This window comes from Coleofasciculus sp. E2-BRE-01 (genome assembly GCF_040221695.1).
Lineage (GTDB): Bacteria > Cyanobacteriota > Cyanobacteriia > Cyanobacteriales > Coleofasciculaceae > Coleofasciculus.
Window position 1 is genome coordinate 77,934 of the sequence record NZ_JAVKEA010000059.1, and the last position, 22,463, is coordinate 100,396.

The following is a 22,463-nucleotide window of genomic DNA, read 5'->3' on the forward strand; positions in this document are numbered from 1 at the left end:
TGGTTGTGAGGGGGGTTTTATTTCTGGGAAGCGATGTGTTTTTTTAACGCAGAGGGGCGCAGAGGTTTACGCAGAGGGACGCAGAGGTTTTTGAGGCGATAGTATTTGAGATAATAATTTATAGTTGCGGTCAGGAAGTTAACGGATGAAAACAATTGATCTGGCTCAATCTAATTTAACTGTCGTCGAGTTAATTGAATTGGCAGAACAAGATACTGTCATTCTCAGAAAATCAGATGGGACGGAGTTTGTTTTATCCGCTGTAGATGATTTTGCGGCTGAAGTCGAGGCGTTACGTCAAAATCAGGAATTTATGGAATTTTTAGCACACCGTTCGGGTTCAACTAAACAATTATCGCTGTTAGAAGCCCGTAAACGGCTAGGTATTTGATGACGTATTACGGTAATAGAGTCTAGGTTATATAGCACTTTCAAACAGCCAACAAAAGATTACATGGGATATCCAACATCTGATTAGGGGTTGCCAACCCAACTTAGGTTTATTGATTGGGTACTGTTTTGGGATAGACTAAGATAATCAAGACTACTCAATCTAACTGAGTCATGAGTTATCGCAACATCATCACCATCGAACCGGGTAAGCGTGGCGGGAAGCCTTGTATTAGACGAATGCGGATTACCGTGTATGATGTGTTGGGCTGGTTAGCGGCGGGAATGTCCCATGCAGAAATTTTAGATGATTTCCCGGAACTGACAGAGAAAGATATCCGAGCGTGTTTGGCATTTGCGGCTGATCGGGAACGTCGTATTATTGCTGTGGTAGGTGATACTTGAAGCTATTGTTTGACCAAAACCTAAGCCGTAAACTGGTGACTCGGTTGGCAGATATTTTTCCAGATTCTAGTCATGTTCAATTTCAGGGTATGACTGAAGCCGATGACAGTGATATTTGGGAATTTGCCAAGGTTCAAGAGTTTTGTATTGTCACGCAGGATGCTGATTTTGCTGAGCTTAGCCGTCTTCCCCTCAGCATTCCTTCTGTACTCAGATCCTCATCGATATCTTCCCAGTGAATCCCATAACCTCCACCGCATACTTCCCATTTTTCCCGTTGTTCAGACGTAGCATTCAGTAATCTTGGATACCAAGTGAGAGGAACAGAAATTACCCGTCCATCCATGAGATCTACAGTTATTGTTTCCTCTGTAAAGTAGACCTTTTTAACTCTCTCGTCGGCTCGAATCGCCAAAATACCCATACCACGCCTCCAACAGTGTTTGCTGATTTGCTTATACTATTGATTGTATTTTACGTAGTTCTTTAGCACATTTGGTGTTAACTAGCCGAGGTACTGCGTGTAGCTAACCAACGCTCAAGTGATTGTTGACTTTCACCACTGCGTCTACCTGCCAATAACCCCTCAATTCCAATATGTTCGTCTAAATCAGTCCATTCGATCGCGTAGCCATCACCTAGTAATTGCCAGTTTTGCCGTTCTGTGGGTGAAGCATACATCAAACGCGGATACCAAGCTAAGGGAACGCTGAGACTTCGACCATCAGCTAGATCTACAATCAGCCGCTCATCAGTGACGCTAATTTGGCTAGCAATTGGTTCTATCTCAAGTGTCAAAGTAGTCATGCCACGCATCCAACAACACAGCTTGATATTCTTCCACTAGCTTAGCAATTTGATTCAACTCGTGTTCCTTAAAGCCCCGATTCTTTTCTAAAGAGACGGGTTCCAGCCAAAATTTGGCAATTTGCCGATCTCGCTTAACGTGAATGTGAGCAGGTTCACCCCGATCCGAGCTAAAAAAGATAAAACTGTAAGGACCAACCTGAAGAACTGTAGGCATTACATAGATGCAGTTTAATGCTTGTCGTTAAGTATGAGATATTACCTGAAACTTGTCAAGACTTTAAGGTCGGAGGGCGAGTCAATAGAATTCTCCCTCTTAAAGTCATCTCTCCTCCATGTTAAATCATACAACCCAGGCTGAACTGAAGCCTCACAGCTAGGTATGCGATCGCGGCGGCGTTCTTGTACTATTTATTGATTGTATTTTATAGATAATACCTAATATACAAGCTATCGCTAAAATAAAGCTAAACAGCACCTTCCCTAGAACCCGATTATGACCGTCGCTGAACAGATTTACGCAATTGTCAAAACCCTTCCCAAAGACCAAGCCAGCGAAATTCTTGCTTTTGCTGAATTCATTCGTGCTAAACACCTGAGCGCTAACCAACCCACAGATACGGTTGATTCTCCGATGTCCTGGACAGAACTTGTTTATTCCCTGGCTGAATCTTGGGCAACAGATTTTCCTACCCTGGAAGAGATTCGTGCTGAATCAGGAGAAGACATCCGGCGGGAGAGTTTGTGAATGTACGTTTTAGATACAAACACCCTGATCTACTACTTCAAAGGTTAGTCTATGGATGTTTGGTTCCATCGGGCATAATTGCATCTTTTAGGTTGGCATCCTCTAAGTTAGCCCCCTCTAAGTTGGCATCCTTTAGATTGGCATTCCCTAAATTAGCATTCCTTAAGTTGGCATCCTCTAGATTGGCATCCTCTAGATTGGCATCTCTTAGGAAGGCATTTTCCAGGTTGACATCCCTCAAGTTGGCATTCTCCAGGTTGGCAGCCGTCAGGTTAGCATTCAGTAGACTGGCATTTTTTAAGTTAGCATTCAACAGCTTGGCATCTAACAGGTGGGTATGCCCTAGGAAGGCACTCTCCAGGTTGGCAGCCGTTAGATCTACACCCCCCAGATTGGCACGCCCTAGGTTGGCATTCTCTAGCTTGGCAGCCCTCAGGTTGGCATTCCCTAAATTGGCACTTATCAGGTTTGTATCCCTTAAGTTGACACTCTTTAGGTTGGCATCCCACAGGAAGGTATTCTCCAGGTTGCCATCTTCCAGGGTGGCATCCCTCAAGTTGACACCCGCTAAGTTGGCATACTTCAGGTTGGCATCCCTCAAGTCGGCACCTTCCAGGTTGGCATCCCTCAAGTTGGCAGCTCTCAGGTTAGCTCCCTGGAGATTACATCTGACGCATTCGTTTCTCTCCAGCAACTGGGTAACTTGCCGATCCGACTGAGGAACTATATCCGACTGAGGAACTATGATCGTTGTCCCCACCCAGGCGACAATACCGAGGGTAGCTAACCCCAATACATACGTTAACTTCCTACCTTTTATGACACTAACTACACTCTCTAACCGATTAGCTTTACCAACCCATTGCTTTGACTTTATCGCAGCCAAAGCAGTAGCCGCCCTATCGAAGCGTTGTTTCACATTCGGTGCTACCATCTTCTCCAACCAGGCGATAAAACCGGGATTGAGTTTGGGAACTAGCCCCTTGAAATCAAAGCGATAGTTATCATCAATTAATTTACCAATATCGCGCGATCGCGTATTTGTGAGTAAGCCAATTAATGTTACTCCTAAACTATAAATATCAGCAGCTTCCGTCAGGGGACGACCAAATTGTTCCTCCGGTGGCATAAATCCTGGAGTTCCCGCCGCTACGCTACTGAGTGCCATTTCCCCACCCCGAATTCGGGCAAAGCCAAAATCAACCAAATAAGCATTCAAATGCTTATCCACCAAGATATTTTCGGGTTTGATATCCCGATGGATAATCGGGGGAACGCGCTGTTGCAAGTCAACTAAAACTTCTAAGACTGACACCGCAATTTGCTTAATCTGTTCCGGAGTAAAGCTACGTCGTTCGGCTAAAGATGGGGCATTTTTATACTCCTGTACTAGGCAAAAGCCTTGTGGCGTTTCAAAGGAATCTAAATAACGAGGAATCCGGGGATGATCCAGTTGTTGCAGAACTTCAATCTCCCGTTGATAGGCTTTATAGCCTGACCAACTTGCATCCGCCAAGGCAAAGCGGAACTCTTTGATCACAACCTTTTGCGCTGGGTTGAGGACTGTTGCCAAGTAAGTAATCCGTCCGGCTTCCCGGTTGCGTCCTAGCTCTTGAATAACGTGATAGCCATATTGGTCAAAATCTGGATAATTGCTCATTCGTCTGTATTGTTTCCCCTGATCTGCATTATAAGCGCGATCGCTCTAGTACAAGAAGGGTCAAAGGCAGAGACACCCATGAAAACAATTCAGCGATCGCGGCAGAATTCTCAGACCCCTATTGTTTTGGGTTGTGCCGTCTTGCTCCACTTAGGCTCCTGATTGATATAATAGATAATTATTTCAGGAGTTGGCTCAATTTTACTATAATAATTAGCACTAAACCTTGACACATGCGAAAATTCAAAATGGTTACAACCCTTACTAAACCATCCTCACTTTTACATGAAATTCGCCTGGAAAAAGTTGATCAGTGGAATCTGTTTAAATTCAGCGATTACCTCCAAATTCGCATGGAAAAGCTTTTAGAGAAAAAAAAAGCTGACCAACTCACACCTGAAGAGATAGTAGAACTCGATGCGATTGGAGAACTTGATCGTATTTTTACTCATATCAATGCGATGATTGCAGCCCAACATGGCAATTCGTGAAGAAACCAGACAAATTGTTCGAGAACGTGCGAACTATCAATGTGAATATTGCCACTCGCCAGAACGTTTGAGTGCTAATCGATTCACAGTTGATCATATTATTCCCAAATCATTGGGGGGTACTGACGACATCAATAATCTGGCACTTGCCTGTCGTCGCTGTAATGAAAGACGTTATAACTTTGTTGCAGGAATCGATCCAAACACTCAGGAAATTCTTCCTCTGTTTAATCCTCGTCAGCAAAAGTGGGAAGAACATTTCACCTGGATAGAGAACGGAGTTGTCATCCAAGGAATTACAGGTATTGGTCGAGCAACCTGTCTTCGTCTCGATCTAAACGATATGCGCTATCCAGAAGATGATTCTATTCGAGAGACGAGACGTTTTTGGATTCAAATTGGATTACATCCCCCAGTTAACGATCCCTGTCAGCTCTAATGTATTCTCAGGACAAATAATTAGTGTTTTACTTTGGAGAAAACTAGCTATAATTGCTTAATTTAGGTGGATGGGTTTCAGAATTGAGTTGGAGTTAGTTAAAATAGCGATCGCACCCCTTATCCTCTAAACGTTTCAGCGATGGCAGATGTAAATGGAACTTGGCTGGGAACCTATTGGCAGTGGGGCGTTCCCACAAGATTTGAGGCAACACTGCTGCATAGTGGCAATACCGTGACAGGTAATATCTTAGATGACAGCTACTTGGGCGAAGCGTCACTAACAGGGGAAGTTATTGGACGCCGGATTAGCTTTGTTAAACGCTATTTAGCGAGTTCCAACTATCCCATTAGTTACACGGGTACAATCTCGCAATCAGAAGACTTTATGCAGGGACAGTGGAGTATCGGTGGCGGTGAATCCGGTTCCTGGGAAGCCCGTCGCAGTGGTGAAAATTTAACTGTGGATTTACAAAAAGCCCAAGCTAACCGAGTACCGACTTTAACAGGTGTATGAGGGCAACAGTAACTGACTACCTCTTAGATATAGGGGAGATGGGGGGATTTTAGGGGGTTAGTCATGTCTGCCAAGCTGTACCCGTTAAACGATTGATGCAAAAATAAATAATAAATGTGGCAGTGGATTAGGCATAATAAGGGAATAGATGTTGAAGAAATTAAAAACGACAAATGATAGTCAAAGGTTTGAATAAATATCTCAGCTTTAGTGCATTAATTCTCTTAGGATTAACAGCCACATTACTCATTTCTATCCCTGCCATTTCCCAACCCAGTGATACAACCTTGCGTGCTTTAGCCCAAGAACAAAACGTCCACATAGGTGCAGCCGTATCAATACAAGCCCTTCGCAACGATCCCACCTATCGAGAGGTATTGGCGCGGGAGTTCAACATGGTTACACCTGAGAATGTGATGAAAATTAAGCCAATTCATCCAGAACGCGATCGCTACGATTTTACCGCTGCTAACGAAATCGTTGCCTTTGCCAAAGCCAATCAGATGCAGATACGCGGTCATACCTTGGTTTGGCATCGCAGTTTACCCGACTGGTTAACTGAAATCGAGTGGACGCGGGAGGAATTAATAGATATTTTGCGGCGACATATCTTTACCGTAGTCAGTCACTATCGAGGTGACATTTATGCCTGGGATGTCGTCAATGAAGCCGTTGGCGGTAAAGATTCTCTCAGAAAAACCATTTGGCAGCAAGGAATTGGGTCAGACTATGTGGAGTTAGCGTTTCGCTGGGCGCATGAAGCTGACCCCAACGCCCTCCTATTTTATAATGATTATGGCGGAGAAGGATTAGGGGAAAAATCTGATGCCATCTACGCCTTCGTTAAGGATTTGCTAGAGAAAGATGTCCCCATTCATGGTGTCGGCTTGCAGATGCACAAAAGTATAAAAAATCCGCCCAAACCCGAAGAGGTAGCCGCCAATATCAAGCGGTTGGAAGAATTGGGATTAGAGGTACATATTACTGAAATGGATGTCCAAATCCACAACGGTACAGGAACCGAGGAAGAGAGATTAGTCGAACAGGCAAAAGTATATCAGGATATGTTAGGCGTCTGTCTAAAAGCGCCTAATTGTACAGCATTTGTTACCTGGGGATTTACCGATAAATTTACCTGGATTCCCGGCTTTGTTGGTCAGCCCGACTTGCCCTTAATCTTTGATAAATCCTATCGTCCCAAACCAGCTTATCAGGCTTTAGTCGAAGTTCTCAGTACCGCCAATAATTAGTGTCTGCTGAATAACTGGACTTTGGACAAAAGAAAACGGCTCTCCCGTACTTAGAGTGATAATAAAGTCTTATGAATTAAGCTAAAGTCCCACGGTGTACTGCTTGTAGGTTGGGTTGACAAAGGAAACCCAACTAATCTAGCTTAAAAGCTAGGTTTTCCTCAAATCAAGCCAATCGCCACACACATAAGTAAAATTTATCACACCATGTACGGGAGAGCCAATTTGTTGCCATACCATTGAGGATGCCCACGTCGTTTGGTCTTAACACGACAATCACCCGGATGGCGATAAAAGACACGATTTCTCCTGACTCGGGTGATAATAACAACATTATCATCTGAGAGATTTTGTTTCAAAAAGCTAGGACTACTGTAGTCGCTATCAGCAACCAGGACAGATAAAGAGTCTTGAGGTAAATCGAGATGAGCAAGAGCTTCTTGAAACTGAAGTGTTCCAGCTTCTGTTCCTTTTTGCTCCGGTAAAACCCTTTGCGCTGATAGGTGAGTACGCAGGTTGTTCTAACCGGGTTTAGCATAGCCGTTGATGAGTTGTTGGCATAAAGTTCGTAGTAGATCCAACCCAAAAAACCTGGCGACTAGAAGTCGCAGCTACACAAATGTATGCGAAGCCTTCCCGAAGGGTAGTCTGCCTACGCGGACTAGCTGATAAAGGGGGTGGCTAACCCGGATTTGGTATCACTGGTTAGTCGCCGCGATCGCACCCTGTCCTTGGGGTGAACCAACATAACCCAGAAAGGCTTGCACCTGCGGAGTTACAGGTTCTTTGTAGACGTAATAAAGTTCTCGTTGATAGGGATAAGTCGCCGCTTCTGGAGTTAACCCATCGACGGGTACAATTCGCACCGTTTGTTGATCGGCAACCTGGGCGTAGGTGGCATAACTAATTCCATTACTTCCTAATTCTCGTAAAATTGGAGTGGTTGCATCTCGCTGCATTGTAACAATGTTAGGCGTTGTGCCAAATTGCCCACTATTAAGTACCAGTTCTTGAAACGCCTGACGAGTTCCGCTAACCGGGGGGCGATTAATTACGCGAATCGGTTCTGAAGCACCACCGACTTGTAACCAATTGGTAATCTGTCCTTGAAAAATTTGCTGAACTTGCGTTTGAGTTAAGCCTCGCTGAAAAGGATTTTCCGCACCCGCCACGATCGCGATCGCATCTTTCGTCACAGGTACAGCCACTAAGCCTTGGGACTGTTCTTCGGAGGTTAGAGGACGAGAAATCGCCGCTATATCTGTACCTCCGGTTAACAGTGTCCGAATCCCCTGATCTGAACCCCCAGCTTGGGTTTCCACAGTTGTACCTTGAAACTGCTGTTCAAAACTTTGTTTCAAGGCTTGATTAATTTGCACCATACTCGTCGAACCCGCTATCCGGACAACTGTGCCACTGGGGACAGTTTGAGGTGGCGGAAAAGCACTGTTGGGATTCGCGGCTGGCGTTCCTGGATTGGCAGGTTGAGTGGGTGGGGATGGATTTTGGGCTGGGTTATTTTCACCTCCCGTCAATCCTCCCAAATTCATCCCCGATTGACGGGTAAACCACCAAAAACCACCCGCTAATATAACGAGTGTAATTATCAACGCAGCAATAAGGGTTCCAGTTTCGTTTTTCTGTGACATAATTATTTGTCATTGGTCATTTGTCATTGGTCATTTGTCATTGGTCATTTGTCATTGGTCATTCGTCATTGGTCATTTGTTTACTTCGCCATCTTCCCCTGCTCCCCCATGTCCCTCGCTCAAGTCAGTGCAAACTCACGAATCCAGCTTGGCGGACTACCCTTCCGGAAGGCTTCGCATACATTAGTGTAGCAGCGATTTTAATCGCCGTGGCGGGGGTTACTAAACAATGAACAATCAATAGCGAATACGCGGGTCAATTAAGGCATTGATAATATCAATCGCAATACTCGCTATCACCACAATCGCTCCAAAAAACACCATAATTCCCTGCACCGTCGGGTAATCTCGTAACTGAATCGCTTCATATAATCGATTGGCTAATCCGGGCCAAGAAAAGGTCACTTCTGTTAACACCGCACCCCCTAGCAACGATGCAAACGTAAGTCCCATTACCGTAATCACCGGAATCAACGCATTTTTTAACGCATGATGCAGCAGAATCGTCCGTTCCTGAATCCCTCTAGCGCGTGCAGCTTCCACATAATCAGACTTCAGCGTTTGCTTGAGATTCACCCGGACAATACGCTCAAAAATTCCACTTAGGAGAATTCCTAATGTTAACGAAGGTAGCGTTAAATAATATAACGCCGTTAAAAATTGGTTGAAATTCCCATTCAACAGACTATCAACCGTATACAGTCCAGTGAATCCTGTGGGCGGAGTTACTGATGCCGGAAATCGTCCACCCAGGGGAAACCATCCTAACTGTACGGCAAAGATTAATTGTACAATCATTCCTGCCCAAAATATCGGTAAGGCATAGGTAATAATCCCGAATAGTCGTCCCCCTAAATCAAAAACAGTACCCGGACGAGAGGCGGAAAAAATACCCACACTAATTCCTACCGTTATGGCGACAATCATACTACATACCGCTACTTCTGCCGTCGCCGGGAAATACTGCTGAATTACTTGCAAAACGTCTCGTCCTTGGTCACTAATTGAACTGCCTAAATCCAGGCGGAGTAAACTGGATAAATAATTCACATACTGTACGGGTAGCGGTTGATTTAATCCCAACCGTTCCCGAAATTCGGCTTTTACACTTTCAGGCGCACGATTACCAATGACTGCATCAATGGGATCTCCTGGCGTAGCGCGGAGGAGTAGAAATACGATAGTAACAATCGTCCACATCATTAACGGTGCTAGGAGCAACCGGGCGATGACATAGTAAAGTAAGGCACGAGAACGAGACATCGGAATTCAAATTATGGCGAGTAGGATTAACACAGGTTTATCGTTGCGTGCATGTTAAATCAAAAATGTACAACCTGTAGGGGTGCAAAGGTTTGCGCCCATAAAATCGGCTATTTATGTCAAGGTGCGTTACGCTTCGCTAACACACCCTACAAATCGAGGCTTTGCGTAAGCCAGCTTAAGCACTTTTATCAACTTGCCAAAACGATATACCAATAATTGGGTTGATTTCTACGTTCTGTAAGTTGTCTTGAGCAAACGCAAATTCTTTTTTCTGCAATAAGGGAACCAGCGGCACATCTTGAGCAATTAGATCTTGAATTTGCTCAAATAGTTCTTGTCGCGCCTGGGGATCTTGTTCCTTTCGTTGAGCCTCAATGAGTTGGTTCATTTTCTCACTGTAATAGAAGAAACCTTGGCTTTGACTCGCCCCTTCCTGACATCCAGTTTCCGCTGATCCTTTCGTACAACTGAAAAAAGGACTGATGTAATTATCCGCATCGCCAAAATCAGGGAACCAAGCGACTAAATAGCTGGGATAAATGCCTTTGGGAATATTACCAAAGAGGGTAGCAGATTCAACAGCTTGCGGTTTTACTTGCATCAAACCCTCCATTTTTTGGTCGGCATATTCTTTGATAAGCGTAACAATTTGTTGGCGTTGAGGGCTATCTGAACTATACCAAATTTCCAATACAAACGGATTTTCGGCAGAAAACCCTGTCTCGGTTAAAAGTTCTTTTGCCTTTTCCACATTGCCATCCCCATACGGTTCCTTAAATACGGGTTGACTGGTGGCAAAGGTGTCGGGAATAATACTGTAAGCGGGTTCCGCTTGACCCCGATAGACGCGATCAATGATTAACTGACGATCCACTAACGCCGCGATCGCTTGTCGGACTTCTACCTGATCTAAGGGTTTCTGCTTGACATTTAGCACCATGTAGTCTACGCGACTGCTGGGCTTTTCTAGTACCTGATACCCTTTCGATTCAGCATCCTCTTTGAGACTGAGAATTTGATCAGCACCTAAGTCACGATAGGCAATATCAACGGCACCTGTAGTAAAGGAATTGTACAAGTTAGCGGGACTGCTGAGAAACTGAAAGTCAATCCCTTGATTGGGTGGTTTTTCTCCCCAATAGTCCTCAAATACATCCACTTTGACTAAATTTGGCTCAAAGGAAACCAGTTTATAGGGACCCGTTCCCACAAAATCATTGGGTTTAAATTTGCCTTGCCCAATTTCATAAGCTTGAGGCGAAACTGCACTTAATCCAGGAAAGGCTAGTAGGTAAGGGAAGGGAGCAAAGTCATTTTTTAGTTTAATTGTGAGTTCATATTCCCCTGTGGCTTCTACGGATTCCATGATGTTAGAAAGTAGGGCGGAAGGTTTACCCCCATTTTCACTAAACCGCCTCAAGGAAAAAGCCATGGCGTCTGCGTTAAAAGGTGTGCCATCATGGAACGTAACGCCCTGACGCACAGGAATTGTGTAGGTTAACCCATCATCACTAACTTGCGGGAGTTCCGTCGCCAGTTGCGGGATAAGTGTATCTGTATCCCCCTCGTAGGTATAGAGGCGATCGCCTAAGCTGGTAATAATATCGCTAATCGCCACTTCATAGGCATCAGCCGGATCAAGGGTTCGGGGTTTGGCAACAGAACCCACAGCGATGCGTTCAGGGCTACTGATGCTAGTGACGGAACTTGCAGCATTATCGGTGGGTGTATTTTGCCCACCACAACTAATAATCAGGATACAACAGCAGCAGAATAAACCGAGAAATTGAATAATTTGCCGTTTCTGACGAGATAAGGGAATTTTCATACGTGATCAGATAGGTGGACACAATTAAAGTTAACGGTTGAGATTAGGGAACAGGGAACAGTAAGGGTTTGAGGACGATTTACAACACTTGATTCGCTTCTCGACAGGCTTGAAAGCGTTGGCGTGAGGCGTTGAGGGTGGCGAGAACTCCTTGTTGGGTGTCGAATAATTTTTGTTTTATTTTAATCATTCACCTATTGCCATCCGTTCGATACTTAAGTCAAGATCGTAATTATATGTGATGGAAGGGTTTAATCCGATGACCATTTCTGCGGATACAGTATTTTCAAATTTACAGAAAATTGACCAAGTTGATCCGGTAACCAGTGCTATCTACCGAGAACAAGCCCAAGAGGTACTGGCTACACCATCGATCACGCTGAAACTTCGATCCGCGATCGCGGATCGACTCAACCGCGCTAATAACGATTTAGCGCTGCATACCGTAGGCAGCGAAGATAGTTACTAGGTTAGGTTAAGTCAAACTGCTTGAGCCACGATTCAACTGAATTTAAGCTGAATGTTGCTGACTTGAGGCTGATGGGCAATGCCCACCCTACTGGCGTGGCACACCTTAATTGATGGATTAGAATTGGTTCGTAGTGAGGGCTTCAGCCCTCTCCAGCTAAGCGTTATAGCACTAAAGTGCTTACTACAAACAAAACCCTATTTTAGCTGTGCCACGCCACTACGGTCTATCAAATTTCGGCTAGTTTAGTGGGAATTTAAATCTATGGGGTTGAGTCAAACTGCTTGAGCCACGATTCAGCTTGAGTTGAGCTACAGTAAGGAATAGAGAACGATTCGCCATAGCAATCAGGGGACTACTCATGTTAATTTTGATTGCTCATCCTAAATGTGGCAAAAGCTCAAGCAAAATATTTCTCAATGGCAAGGGGTACTGATCACTGCCCCCACTGTCGCCGGATTGGTGATCGCTACGGCTTGGACGGGTTCGTTTCAGCTTCTCGAATGGGCAACACTTGACCAATTTTTTCAGCAGCGTCCCCAAGAAGCTGTTGATCCCCGGATTCTGGTAGTAACGATTGATGAGTCTGATATTACCCAGATTGGAACGTGGCCCATTCCTGATCAGGTCTTAGCACAATTACTTAGAAAAATAAATGCCCAACAGCCTAGGGCGATTGGCGTGGATTTATACCGTGATTTGCCAGTCGAACCGGGTCATCAGGAATTAGTCGAGGTGTTTCAGTTTACACCAAATCTGATTGGTGTGGAAAAAGTCGTGGGCGAAACGGTAGCACCATCGCCAACCCTAAAACAACTGGATCAAGTGGCGATGGCTGATTTAGTCTTGGATGCGGATGGCAAAGTTCGTCGCGGATTGCTGTCTGTGCAATTAGACGATGAGTCCATCCACTTGGGATTAGGGGTAAAGCTGGCGTTAATGTATCTAGAAGCCGAAGGGATTACCCTGCAAATGACGGATGAAGCCAAGAGTCATTTGCAGTTGGGTAAGGCGGAATTTGTGCCATTGACAGGGAATGAGGGGGGCTATGTTAATGCTGATGTGGGTGGCTATCAGATCCTCTTAAACTATCGCGGACCGAGAGAGAACTTCCAAACTGTATCCATTGCTGATATTTTACAGAATCGGATACCACCAGATTTGATGCGCGATCGCATTGTTCTGATTGGCGCTACCGGACAAAGTGCTAACGACTTATTCTTTACACCCTATAGTCAAAATACCATCGGTTCTCGTCAGCAAACACCGGGCGTGATTATTCATGCCAATATCGCTAGTCAGATCATTAGTGGGGCGATGGCGGGACGCCCTTTAATTAAGGCGATTGATGGACGCCCTTTAATTCCCTTCATTGATAGAATAAACCAACTGTCTTGGCTGACAATTTGGATTGATCCAGTCGAGTGGTTATGGATTGTCGTCTGGTCTTTTATTGGTGCGGGAGGAAGTTGGAAACTCCAGCAAGCGAACCAGTTCGCGGATAGGATTTTTCCCCGATGGGTGGTTGTTGGTTTCGGCATCTTCTTCATGGGTAGTATCCTGGTGGTTGGCAGTTATGGGGCGTTTCTCGTTAACTGGTGGTTACCCGTGGTTTCGCCGCTGGTGGCGTTGATCGGATCATCGATGGCGATCGCGCTTTACCAAACCTGGGAACTACAGCGCTATAATGCTGACTTAGAAATTTTACTCGAAACCACCACGGCTCATTCCGATGCGATTGAGGAGGAGTTACATCAACAAGCCGAAGAAGCCGCACGGGAAAGTGAACGCCGATTAGCCCAATTTCTGGAAGCGGTTCCAGTTGGCGTAGCGGTATTAGATGCAACCGGAAAAACCTATTACCTGAATCAACGGGCGCAACAGTTAATGGGTAAAGGTGTGGTTCCTGATACCTTTGCTGAACAATTCGCTGAGGTCTATCAATTCTATATTGCTGGCACTGAACAACTCTATCCGGCGGACTTATTGCCCGTCGTGCAAGCGTTAATGGGAGAAAGTGCCACGGCTGATGACATTGAAATTCACCAAGGCGATCAAATTATTCCTATTGAAGCTTGGGGTATCCCGATTTTTGATGAAGGGGGCAAAGTCACCTTTGCGATCGCGGCGTTTCAAGATATTACTGAACGCAAAAAAGCTGAAATTGAACGCAAGGATTTCACGGCTCAACTCCTGCAACTGAATCAGGCTTATGAACGTTTTGTCCCGGAAAACTTTCTGAAATTGCTGGACAAGAAAAGTATTGTCGATGTCAAACTCGGCGAGGCGGTGCAGAAGGAAATGTCGATTTTATTTTCTGACATTCGTTCCTTCACCACTCTCTCGGAACGGATGAGCTTAGAGGATAATTTTAAATTTATCAATGCCTATCTGTCGCGCATGGAACCCGCTATTGTCGAACATGATGGCTTTATTGATAAATATATCGGTGATGCGATTATGGCGCTATTTAACGGTAGTGCTGATGATGCGGTTCGCGCCGGAATTGATATGTTAAATCGGTTGACTGATTATAATAAAACGCGGCGACGCCCGGATCGTCCCCCGATTCAGATTGGGATTGGGATTAACACGGGTTCGCTGATGCTGGGAACCGTGGGCGGACATAATCGCATGGATGGTACAGTGATTAGTGATGCGGTCAATTTAGCCGCTCGCTTAGAACAGCTTACCAAAGAGTATGGGGTATCCTTATTAATTTCTCATCACACGTTTTTACAGCTAAATCATCCGGTTGAATATGCCTTTCGGATCATCGGTCAAGTTCAGGTTAAGGGCAAACGGGAAATGGTCTCTGTTTTTGAAATATTTGAGGCAGATCCACCAGAACTGCGCTCGGTAAAGTTAATGACAAAGCCTGATTTTGAGAAGGCTTTATTTCTGTATAGTACTCGTTCATTTAAAGAAGCTGCCCAAATTTTTCAAGAGTGTTTACAGATTAATCCCGTTGATCAAGTCGCTCAAATTTATTTAGATGCTTGTCAGAAACAGGGTGAGGATTGAAATCGTTATTGTGGAGGGAACAGGGAACGGGGAACAGAGAACAGGAACTACCCAATTTAAATGCCCATTAGCTGATCACACTGATTACCTAGAGCGTCAGTTTAGTAATAGCCGTTAAAATAAGTTAAATGTAGGGGCGGGCGCGAGCCGTTTAATTTGGGTATCTACCGATAACCTCTAAACCAAACCCGCCCGTTATTATAACGTGGGTTAATCAGGCAACTCTGAACCCGATTATCAACAGGTTGACACTCCCTGCCCTATAAGTGCGGGGATTCTTAGTTCCGCGACACACCTTACAATTATCTATCCTTGCGGCAATACTTAAACCAAACACCCGTAGAAAACTACCAAGTATTGAGCCTAATTTAGATAACTCCAGAGGGCTTGTCTCCCTAAGCGTTTAGAGATTACTCTCTATGTTTCGGTCTGCCCGACCGTACATTGTTTTTGTCTTATGACTAATGCATTGCAGCACTTTTCTGGTATCGGCACTCGTTTAAGTCCATGCGTTTTTAAGAGGTTTCTCGCGCCTCATGCACTAGCATCACTTTACGTGATAATCATCGATAAATCGATTGGCGATACTCACGACTTTCGCCTGTGCTAGACTACCTTTATAGATTAACACATTATTTATTACAATACAAGACTAAGAGAAAATAAAAAGTCGTCCTAAAAGGACGAGGCTTGTATCCCTAGTTCTCGGTCAAAAATTTGAGGGTTTAACGTTGATGAATTTGTTTTTTCCGCTTCTGGGACTTCTGCTGGGACTCTTCGCGATCGCGATCCTACTCTATCTCGTCACAGGTCGCCGCTATCAATCCTCTGAATCGGTGGTCAATTCTTATGACCAATGGACAGAAGATGGTATTTTAGAGTTTTATTGGGGCGAACATATTCACTTAGGGCATTATGGCTCACCGCCTCAACCCAAGGATTTTTTAGCCGCAAAATCAGATTTTGTGCATGAAATGGTGCGTTGGGGAGGACTCGATAAATTACCCCCAGGAACCACTGTTTTAGATGTCGGATGTGGCATCGGCGGCAGCAGTCGTATTTTAGCACGGGATTACGGGTTTGCCGTAACCGGAATTAGCATCAGTCCCCAACAAATAAAACGGGCTCAAGAGTTAACGCCAAAGGACTTAGATGCAACGTTTTTAGTCAATGATGCCATGGCAATGTCTTTCCCAGATGCCAGTTTTGATGTGGTTTGGTCAATTGAAGTGGGTCCTCATATTCCCGATAAAGCTCTTTTTGCCAAAGAATTAATGCGGGTACTCAAGCCTGGTGGTATTCTGGTTGTTGCTGACTGGAATCAACGGGATGATCGCCAGAAACCACTTAATTTTTGGGAACGTCCGGTGATGCAGCAACTTTTGGATCAGTGGTCTCATCCAGCGTTTTCCAGTATAGAAGGGTTTTCGGAACGGTTGCAGGAAACCGGACTGGTTGAGGGCAGTGTAACAACCGCAGATTGGACAGAGGAAACGCTTCCATCTTGGCTTGATACTATCTGGCAAGGCATCATTCGACCGCAGGGATGGCTACAGTTTGGTCTATCAGGTTTTATCAAGTCTGTGCGAGAAGTGCCGACAATTTTATTAATGCGGCTAGCCTTCGGTTCTGGGCTTTGTCGATTTGGCATGTTTCGCGCTATTCGAGCCAATTCTCCAGCCAATTTAACCGAAACCGTCTCGAATCAAGCTGTGGCGACAGAACGGTGATGAATCAAATTTGACATCCTCACCGTGTTACCAGCACGGTGATTTCTACCAGGGGTTTGGTTACCAAACCCCTACTCTCGGTGGCGTAAACACGACTCTGCACAAAAGTATTTTTCTTGACATGGGGATATGACCTATCCCTGCTATCCTTGATTTTGTGAAAACTGGGTTAATGTTGCCTCTAGAGATAACTGTTATGGAGCCGTGGTTAAAATTACTTCTGCAATGGGCTGTCCCTGTTTTTAAGACCCTAGTCTATCTGAAAACGACCAATCAATTTAATGGTATACCCTTAAACGAAAAACCAACATCTGAACCCAAACCCCTTATCTTACCCTATCAGGGGGTCGATGAAGTCCCTCAAGGGGAAAAACTGGTGGCAATGGGACAACATTTTGCCAATAAACTGCCAGATGTGATCAACGCGATCGCGCAAACCGTAGATGACACAGATCACCTAGAACAGCAGCGCTTCCAGCAACAGAAAGCCCTTCAGCAGCAACTCGTCGCCGAACATCGCCAAACCCTATTCAAACTCGCCGCCTATCAACGGGAAACCACCCTCCAGTTACCGGAAGTCCATAAAATCCTCGATCATTGGCCCCTGCGCCTGTTCCCCTCCCAACTCCTCGAACCGCATCGCCCCAATCGCCCGATTCCGCTACGAATTTTTATTGCCCCTCCCCAGGTTCAGTTTGAGCGGTTTGGGGAAATGAACTCAGAAGTGCCAGAAATTGAACTGGGTTTGGCGCAACGATTGCGAGAATTCTTAAGTCAACATTATCCTCTACATTCTCAAGTGAGACCCACTGAATTTTTAGGCGGGGCGTGGGAGAGTAAGCGGTTTCATAGTGAATCGAGTATTAAGGCGCTTTTTAGCCTGTTGAAATCTGAACCCACCTTAATATTAGAATCGGAAATTGATGGCGATTTCCTGATTTTTCGCCTCGCTTATTGGGGATTGGGGCAGGACAGTTATTGCTATTCAACGTTATGTAAGTTTTCCTATCGAGATTTTATCTATGAATCAACAAAAGCCAGGGCATTGAAATGGAAAACCACGCGAGATAAACTCCTGGCATTGGGAAAGAGTATTGAGGATATTAATGCCAAAGGCGGCGACAATCCGATTAATTTAGCCTACTTGGAAGAAGCCGAAGAATTACAGCAAGCTGGAATTGATCCGGGTGAATTGATTTTTCCCTATAAAGTGAACCGCCGCGATTGGGACAACTTTTGCCAGTTTTTAAGCACCTGTCACTGTTTAGTGGCGGGCTGGGTGGCGGATATTCACCATCTGGTTCACTCGGATGTATCACCGCTTTTGCCGGAATTATTACCGCCATTAATTGCGGAAGTCTCTGATCCGGATTTAGTTCAAGTGGTGATGCAAACCACTCTTTCAATTTATCAAGAGGTGTTACAGTCTCTGGTTAGTGAACGCCCTTACTGGGAACCGGAACTGAGTTTAAAACTGGCACAGAGTTTAACCTGTTTACCCGATAAATCCTGGGCAACTACACAAATTAAATCGTCTCTGAAAGCGTGGCTGCAACAACGGAAACAGCCGCATCGAGAAGGCTTACAGGCATTTGAAGCAATGCGATTGGTATTAACCCAACAGGATCACCACTATTGCCAGATGCTGCAATCCTGTTTAGCCGCCGTGGGCGATGAACAGGGGGCAAATCAAGTCCAGGAATTGCTAGAGGCGATCGCATCCCGTCAACAGTCGCAGACAGTTACTAATCTGGGCTTAACCTCCACGTTCACGGGACTCAGTGGCAAAGTAAGCGCGATCGCGATTCATCCCCATGGACGCACCCTGTTAAGTTGTGGGGGTGACAGTACGATTAAGATTTGGGATATTATCAGCCTGAATTCGACACCTATTCAGCAATTAAATGGGCATTCTGGTGGCGTTTTAACCCTTACCCTTAGTCGCGATGGGCAGATTTTAGCCAGTAGCGATCAGTCAAAAAATCGCAGTTATATTAAAGTCTGGAATCTACATCAGGGAAAACTGCTGTGGACGCTTTCTGGACATCGCAAGCAGATTCATTCCCTAGCCATTAGTCCGGATAATCACACTCTGGCTAGTGGTTCCCACAAAATTAAGTTATGGAACTTAAACACAGGTGAACCTTTCCGCACGCTATTTGGACATAAAGAATGGGTGTATTCCCTAGCGATTAGTCCCGATGGTCAAAGTTTAGTCAGTGGAAGTGGGGATAAGACGGTTAAGATATGGAAATTGGCAACAGGAGAACTACTGCGGACGCTGAGTGGACATAAAGCCAGTGTCAGGGTGGTGGCGATTAGTCCCGATGGGCAAACGATTGTCAGTGGGAGTGAGGATAAGACGATTAAGTTATGGGATTTTGAGACGGGGAAACTCCTGACTACATTAACCGATCATACAGGAGCGGTGTATGCGATCGCGCTAAGTCCAGATGGTGAATATCTGATTAGTGGGAGTGAGGACAAGACAATTAAGGTTTGGCATCTGCATCGGGGAGAACTCATGCAAACCCTTGAGGATCATACCGCCCCAGTATACGCCCTTGCCATTGGTGCTGATGGACTCCTTGCCAGTGGGAGTGAGGATCAGACGATTAAATTGTGGCGTCCCTTGTAGAGACGCGCCATGGCGCGTCTGTAGGGGCTATCAAGACGAACACAGAAGGTTTATCAAGGATTGAGGTATCTCTTCAAAATGCTCTAACAAAAAATCCATAATTGCCAGATGGCGCAAGTCAACCGGTTGAGGACGATGATAGCCTTTCCCTCGGTTAAACCAACTCTGAACCGTCCCCTGGGAACGAGAACAGATGTGAGAAAGTTGCTCATAAGTGACATCCCATTTGGCATAAAACTGCTTGGGTGTCATCCCTAATTCACAGTAACAATAGAGGTTAATGTCGCTGTAGTGCTTAACAAAAGAGAGGAGTTGGGTAATTCCCAATTCTGCTAACGCTTGCTGGTCAGTGGTTTCAGCAGTATTGCAGGTGTCAAGTTGAGAGAGTAAAGGGTTCATAGTGTTCTTTTCCTTATGTAGTATTCAATGTATTTATTGCTTGTAATAATGTTATAACAAAATAAATAAAACAACAACCCCTTTGTCTCAAAAAAAGAGACGAGAGGGAAATCATTAGAGCGAAAAAACGTAGGGTGGGTTAGGCGGGTTTTAAACGTAAGCGATAACCATTTAATTAACGCTCCGCCGTAACCCACCGATGTTAAATGGACAAGATATTATGTAATCAATAGTTCAAACAAGAATCCTAATTTTTCTTGGCTTGAGCGAAGTCGAAACCCAACCGACACACATCAAAAAACTTAGGGTGGGTTAGGCGGGCTTTAAACCTAAGCGATAACCATTTAATCAACGCTCCGCCGTAACCCACTGATGTTAACTGGGCAAGATATTATGTAATCAACAGTTCAGACAATAATCCTAAATTTTCTTGGCTTGAGCGAAGTCGAAACCCAACCGACACACATCAAAAAACGTAGGGTGGATTAAGCGGGTTTTAAACCGAAGCGATAATCATTTAATCAACGCTCCGCCGTAACCCACCGATGTTAACTGGGCAAGATATTATTTAATCAACAGTTCAAACAATAATCCTAAATTTTCTTGGCTTGAGCGAAGTCGAAACCCAACCGACACACATCAAAAAACGTAGGGTGGGTTAGGCGGATTTTAAACGTAAGCGATAACCATTTAATCAACGCTCCGCCGTAACCCACCGATGTTAACTGGGCAAGATATTATGTAATCAATAGTTCAGACAATAATCCTGAATTTTCTTGGCTTGAGCGAAGTCGAAATCCAACCGACACACATCAAAAAACGTAGGGTGGGTTAGGCGGGCTTTAAACGTAAGCGATAACCATTTAATCAACACTCCGCCGTAACCCACCGATGTTAAATGGGCAAGATATTATGTAATCAACAGTTCAGACAATAATCCTAAATTTTGTTGGGTTGAGCGAAGTCGAAACCCAACCTACAACTATTAAGATTGAGAACCAAATGGCACGGTTAAACCGGGCGCACGCCATGCGCCCCTACAATTTCTCAACCTTTGATAGAACAGGCGTCAACCCAACCCATTCTCTCTCCCACTTCTTCACCTCAGCCAAGATATACTGAAAGCAGCGACATCTAACCGCTAAATCCTCTACAGTCTTCATTTCCGGATTACTGACATGACCCGCAAACCCCAGTTATTAACCCAAGCGCTGGTTGGATTTGCCTTTGCTATCGGTGCGACGGTGACATTCAGCCAACCTAGCCATGCTCGAGATAAATTCTTTTGTGGGATGAGTAATGGTCAACCTGCAACCATTGCTCGTACCTCACGGGGAAATATTCCGATTATTCGCTGGGTTGATGACTCATTTCCGCCGCCTTGGACACCTGCTCGACGCTGTGAGGAGATCTCTGCTAGATTTCAGCGATTTTATCGTAACGGAATCTTGAATTACCTGAAAGCTGGGTGGTCTAATCGTCAACCTGTTTTGTGTGTCGCTGCTTACAAAGGGGGTGCTTGTCTGTCGAACGGTGTACTCGTTACCCTGAAATCGGGGAGTAGTCCGCAACAGGTTCTCGCGCGATTACAGGATCGTCGGGCGTTAGCTTCAGGACGCACGATTCAGCTCAGTAGTGATTTGTTTTCTACTGTTGATGGTGAAATGTATTTTAATATCGGTGGCTTCTTGGTGGAAGATGATCCAGAGGATAATTTACCTGCTAATCCGGATGATATTGATGACCTTCCTCCAGGATATATCTGGGATTTGTAAGCCAATTACGGGTTAATCCGAGATGCACCGAAAAGCACTGATATCAATTGTTTGTGTGGGTGGCTTATTTGTGGCGCTATCCGCAACGGTGCTAAATGACCAAGGTGCTAATTCCGATGAGTTTGTGCAAGGGTCATTCTCTCAACTCTCTGTCAAGCAACTCCATACATTAGCTGAGTCAATCACGGTGAAAGTGTTATCCGGGGAGTTTTTGGGGTCAGGGATTTTAATTGACCAACAGGGTTCTGTTTATACCGTGCTGACGAATGCCCATATTCTTCGGTCAGCCGAACCTCCCTATCAGATTCAAACCCCAGATGGTCAAATTTATCAAGCCGATGTGCCACAAAATGTGTCGTTTCCAGGTCATGATTTGGCGCTGTTGCAGTTTCATAGTCCAGATGGGCGCTATCCCGTGGCGTCTCTGGGAACTTCGCCAAGGGTAGGGGGAGAGGTATTTGCGGCGGGATTTCCCTTTGTGGATGACTTGTCTCAAGTTCCGATTATTCGGGATAAACAGGGCGGATTTGTCTTACAAGTTGGTCACGTTTCTCTGATACTGGAGAAAGCACTGGAAGGAGGCTATCGGATTGGGTACACGAATCCAGTTGAAAAAGGGATGAGTGGGGGACCTTTGTTGAATAATCGTGGTCAGGTGGTGGGGATTAATGGAATGCACGCCGAACCCCTTTGGGGTGATCCTTATATATATATGGATGGTTCAACTCCAGAACCGGATTTGCGGGAACAGATGAGTCGTTATAGTTGGGGGATTCCCATTGATGCGTTTGTCCAGTTTGCGCCACCTGCTTTTATACCGCGCAGCAGAAATAACCTACCGAGTCACAATAGAGGAAAAAGCAGCTACCATCAACCCGATAGCCTTCCTTACTTTTTAGGGATCTCTCCAAACCTCTCTCCAAACCTCTCTCCTGCAAGGAGAGAGGCTTTGAATTTCCCTGATACTGTTTTATGAAGT

21 protein-coding genes and 2 pseudogenes are annotated in these 22,463 nt (G+C 45.1%); 14 read left to right on the forward strand and 9 right to left on the reverse strand.

Annotated elements, in window-relative coordinates; all coding sequences use genetic code 11:
* The first annotated feature begins 145 nt into the window (after positions 1-145).
* From RIG66_RS06975 to RIG66_RS06985, 3 genes and pseudogenes are all read left to right on the forward strand, one after another.
* Positions 146-391 carry a hypothetical protein gene (locus tag RIG66_RS06975; protein WP_446376495.1) on the forward strand — a complete coding sequence of 82 codons (246 nt, stop codon included), beginning with the start codon at positions 146-148 and terminating at the stop codon, positions 389-391.
* 173 nt (positions 392-564) lie between these two features.
* Positions 565-795: a DUF433 domain-containing protein gene (locus RIG66_RS06980; RefSeq protein ID WP_446376497.1), complete on the forward strand. Its 231-nt coding sequence runs from the start codon at positions 565-567 to the stop codon at positions 793-795.
* Positions 792-1,007: pseudogene (locus RIG66_RS06985) on the forward strand (DUF5615 family PIN-like protein); the annotation flags it as partial. The gene RIG66_RS06980 and the pseudogene RIG66_RS06985, both read left to right, overlap by 4 nt.
* On the opposite strand, the gene RIG66_RS06990 reads toward RIG66_RS06985, so the two are convergent.
* From RIG66_RS06990 to RIG66_RS07000, 3 genes are all read right to left on the reverse strand, one after another.
* Positions 929-1,219, reverse strand: a complete 291-nt coding sequence (locus tag RIG66_RS06990; protein WP_446376499.1) for a DUF2442 domain-containing protein — start codon at positions 1,217-1,219, stop codon at positions 929-931. The pseudogene RIG66_RS06985 and the gene RIG66_RS06990 sit on opposite strands and share 79 nt — an antisense overlap.
* 77 nt (positions 1,220-1,296) lie before the next feature.
* Entirely contained in the window at positions 1,297-1,602 is a 306-nt protein-coding gene (locus RIG66_RS06995) for a DUF2442 domain-containing protein (RefSeq protein WP_446376501.1), read from the reverse strand.
* A complete protein-coding gene (locus RIG66_RS07000; protein WP_446376503.1) occupies positions 1,583-1,819 on the reverse strand; it encodes a DUF4160 domain-containing protein in 237 nt (78 codons plus the stop codon). The genes RIG66_RS06995 and RIG66_RS07000 overlap by 20 nt, the downstream gene beginning before the upstream one ends.
* Positions 1,820-2,098: 279 nt before the next feature.
* Between RIG66_RS07000 and RIG66_RS07005 the strand changes: the two genes are divergently transcribed.
* Positions 2,099-2,350 (forward strand): DUF2281 domain-containing protein, encoded by a 252-nt coding sequence (locus tag RIG66_RS07005; protein ID WP_446376505.1) that lies wholly within the window; start codon positions 2,099-2,101, stop codon positions 2,348-2,350.
* Between the two features lie 49 nt (positions 2,351-2,399).
* Here RIG66_RS07005 and RIG66_RS07010 read toward each other — a convergent pair whose 3' ends face one another.
* Complete coding sequence (locus RIG66_RS07010) at positions 2,400-4,010, reverse strand: pentapeptide repeat-containing protein (protein WP_446376507.1); 1,611 nt, start codon at positions 4,008-4,010, stop codon at positions 2,400-2,402.
* A gap of 248 nt (positions 4,011-4,258) precedes the next feature.
* Here RIG66_RS07010 and RIG66_RS07015 point away from each other — a divergent pair, with 248 nt between their 5' ends.
* From RIG66_RS07015 to RIG66_RS07030, 4 genes are all read left to right on the forward strand, one after another.
* Entirely contained in the window at positions 4,259-4,501 is a 243-nt protein-coding gene (locus tag RIG66_RS07015; RefSeq protein ID WP_446376509.1) for a hypothetical protein, read from the forward strand.
* Positions 4,488-4,940: an HNH endonuclease gene (locus RIG66_RS07020; RefSeq protein WP_446376511.1), complete on the forward strand. Its 453-nt coding sequence runs from the start codon at positions 4,488-4,490 to the stop codon at positions 4,938-4,940. The genes RIG66_RS07015 and RIG66_RS07020 overlap by 14 nt, the downstream gene beginning before the upstream one ends.
* Before the next feature lie 141 nt (positions 4,941-5,081).
* Positions 5,082-5,456 carry a hypothetical protein gene (locus tag RIG66_RS07025; RefSeq protein ID WP_446376513.1) on the forward strand — a complete coding sequence of 125 codons (375 nt, stop codon included), beginning with the start codon at positions 5,082-5,084 and terminating at the stop codon, positions 5,454-5,456.
* Positions 5,457-5,629: 173 nt separating this feature from the next.
* Positions 5,630-6,706 carry an endo-1,4-beta-xylanase gene (locus tag RIG66_RS07030; protein ID WP_446376515.1) on the forward strand — a complete coding sequence of 359 codons (1,077 nt, stop codon included), beginning with the start codon at positions 5,630-5,632 and terminating at the stop codon, positions 6,704-6,706.
* 215 nt (positions 6,707-6,921) lie between these two features.
* Here RIG66_RS07030 and RIG66_RS07035 read toward each other — a convergent pair.
* The 4 genes and pseudogenes from RIG66_RS07035 to RIG66_RS07050 all read right to left on the reverse strand — a co-directional run.
* Positions 6,922-7,209 (reverse strand): annotated as a pseudogene (locus RIG66_RS07035) (transposase); the annotation flags it as partial.
* Positions 7,210-7,404: 195 nt separating this feature from the next.
* Positions 7,405-8,355 carry a phosphate ABC transporter substrate-binding protein gene (locus RIG66_RS07040; protein ID WP_446376517.1) on the reverse strand — a complete coding sequence of 317 codons (951 nt, stop codon included), beginning with the start codon at positions 8,353-8,355 and terminating at the stop codon, positions 7,405-7,407.
* Between the two features lie 237 nt (positions 8,356-8,592).
* Positions 8,593-9,618, reverse strand: a complete 1,026-nt coding sequence (locus tag RIG66_RS07045) for an ABC transporter permease (protein WP_446376519.1) — start codon at positions 9,616-9,618, stop codon at positions 8,593-8,595.
* A gap of 178 nt (positions 9,619-9,796) precedes the next feature.
* Positions 9,797-11,449 (reverse strand): ABC transporter substrate-binding protein, encoded by a 1,653-nt coding sequence (locus tag RIG66_RS07050; protein WP_446376521.1) that lies wholly within the window; start codon positions 11,447-11,449, stop codon positions 9,797-9,799.
* Positions 11,450-11,708: 259 nt separating this feature from the next.
* On the opposite strand from RIG66_RS07050, the gene RIG66_RS07055 reads away from it, so the two are divergent.
* The 4 genes from RIG66_RS07055 to RIG66_RS07070 all read left to right on the forward strand — a co-directional run bounded on the left by RIG66_RS07055 (position 11,709) and on the right by RIG66_RS07070 (position 19,310).
* The gene (locus tag RIG66_RS07055) at positions 11,709-11,918 is read left to right on the forward strand and encodes a hypothetical protein (RefSeq protein WP_044210115.1); all 210 of its coding nucleotides are present in this window, start codon (positions 11,709-11,711) and stop codon (positions 11,916-11,918) included.
* 387 nt (positions 11,919-12,305) lie between these two features.
* Positions 12,306-14,942 (forward strand): CHASE2 domain-containing protein, encoded by a 2,637-nt coding sequence (locus RIG66_RS07060; protein WP_446376523.1) that lies wholly within the window; start codon positions 12,306-12,308, stop codon positions 14,940-14,942.
* Positions 14,943-15,676: 734 nt separating this feature from the next.
* On the forward strand, positions 15,677-16,672 hold the full coding sequence (locus tag RIG66_RS07065) for a methyltransferase domain-containing protein (RefSeq protein ID WP_446376525.1): 996 nt from the start codon (positions 15,677-15,679) through the stop codon (positions 16,670-16,672).
* Between the two features lie 196 nt (positions 16,673-16,868).
* Positions 16,869-19,310, forward strand: coding sequence for a WD40 repeat domain-containing protein (locus RIG66_RS07070; protein ID WP_446376527.1), 2,442 nt, complete (start codon positions 16,869-16,871; stop codon positions 19,308-19,310).
* Between the two features lie 30 nt (positions 19,311-19,340).
* On the opposite strand, the gene RIG66_RS07075 is transcribed toward RIG66_RS07070, so the two are convergent.
* Positions 19,341-19,709, reverse strand: a complete 369-nt coding sequence (locus RIG66_RS07075; RefSeq protein ID WP_446376529.1) for a hypothetical protein — start codon at positions 19,707-19,709, stop codon at positions 19,341-19,343.
* A 1,178-nt stretch (positions 19,710-20,887) separates the two neighbouring features.
* Here RIG66_RS07075 and RIG66_RS07080 point away from each other — a divergent pair.
* Positions 20,888-21,484, forward strand: a complete 597-nt coding sequence (locus tag RIG66_RS07080; RefSeq protein WP_446376531.1) for a COP23 domain-containing protein — start codon at positions 20,888-20,890, stop codon at positions 21,482-21,484.
* A gap of 22 nt (positions 21,485-21,506) precedes the next feature.
* Entirely contained in the window at positions 21,507-22,460 is a 954-nt protein-coding gene (locus RIG66_RS07085; protein ID WP_446376533.1) for a S1 family peptidase, read from the forward strand.
* Positions 22,461-22,463: the final 3 nt, after the last annotated feature.